The organism is Brevibacillus sp. SAFN-007a (assembly GCF_051967035.1).
GTDB lineage: Bacteria > Bacillota > Bacilli > Brevibacillales > Brevibacillaceae > Brevibacillus.
Map to the genome: position 1 here is coordinate 1 of NZ_JBQCKK010000055.1, position 1,299 is coordinate 1,299.

Sequence of the window (1,299 nt, forward strand, 5' to 3'; positions counted from 1 at the left end):
TGATATGCTCCCTCCATAGTAGACAGGCAAAAGAAAGGTCTGTACTGTCTACTGTGGAGGGATTTTTTATGGGGAAAATCAGGAAAACATACACACCAAAAGAAAAGTTTGAGGTTGTCGATCATTATCTAAACAATGGATGGACCAAGCGTACGATACTCGCGCACTACCGTATCTCCAGTTCGATGTTGCACAGATGGGTAACCCACTACAAAAGAGAAGGATTACTTGGTCTAGAGGAGAAACGTGGGAAATCATTTGGGATTGGTAAGGGGCGACCAAGGAAAAATCCTTTGTCACTCGAGCAGGAAAATGAGCGGTTACGAGTAGAGAATGAATTTTTAAAAAAGTTATGGGCCCTGAGAAAGGGGGAGAAGTAACTACACAAGTGTTTCCGATCATCGAAGAGATGTCAGCAAAGTATCCGATTACCCTGCTTTGTAAAATTGCCGGTGTTTCCCGCAGTGGTTATTACAAATGGCTTCATAACAAAAATGTCTTAACTCCCAGGAAAGCGGAAAATGAGGTGCTGAAAGAAAAGATCCTGGAGTGTTACTCCAAAGTCAAAGGCACATACGGGTATCGCCGTGTACAAGCTTGGTTAGGAAAAAAGTATGGATTCAGAGTCAACAAGAAACGTGTCCATCGATTGATGAGGGAGCTGGGTATTCAAGCCAAGATCCGCCAGAAGAAGCGTTACTTTGGGCAGAAAGAGGTCTATGTCATTTCAGACAACCACTTGAACCGTGAGTTTACGGCACAACGGCCCAATGAGAAGTGGGTAACGGATATTACTTATCTTCAAAATAACGGACATCGGTTATATTTATCGGCAATAAAGGACTTATTCGATGGGGAAATCATTGCCTATACCATTGGCGAACGGAATGATCTACAACTTGTTCTCGCCACCGTCAAACAAGCCGTGAAAGGAAAAAGAAAAAAGGATGTGAAAGGAGTCCTCTTGCACAGCGACCAAGGATTCCAATACACATCCAGACAATATAACAAGTTACTTACAGAGTACAAAATAAAAGCCAGTATGTCCAGAAAAGGAAATTGTTTGGACAATGCAAGCATGGAGAGTTTCTTTAGCCATCTAAAGGCAGAGTGCCTTTATGTAAATACGTTTGAGAGCCCTGAGGAAATGGCAGAAGCTGTGAGAAATTATATTACATTCTATAACGAGGAACGAATTCAATTAAAGTTAAACGGCTGCAGCCCTAGGGAATTCAGGGCTACAGCCGCCTAATAATACAGCCTCAATTAATATCTGTCTACTTGACAGGGGTCAGACCA

2 protein-coding genes are annotated in these 1,299 nt (G+C 42.4%); both read left to right on the forward strand.

The window, feature by feature from the left end:
- On the forward strand, positions 1–380 hold a 380-nt coding region (locus tag ACTHO6_RS21150), incomplete at its 5' end, for a transposase (RefSeq protein WP_440243808.1).
- Between the two features lie 8 nt (positions 381–388).
- Entirely contained in the window at positions 389–1,252 is an 864-nt protein-coding gene (locus ACTHO6_RS21155; protein ID WP_440243810.1) for an IS3 family transposase, read from the forward strand.
- Positions 1,253–1,299 lie beyond the last annotated feature (47 nt).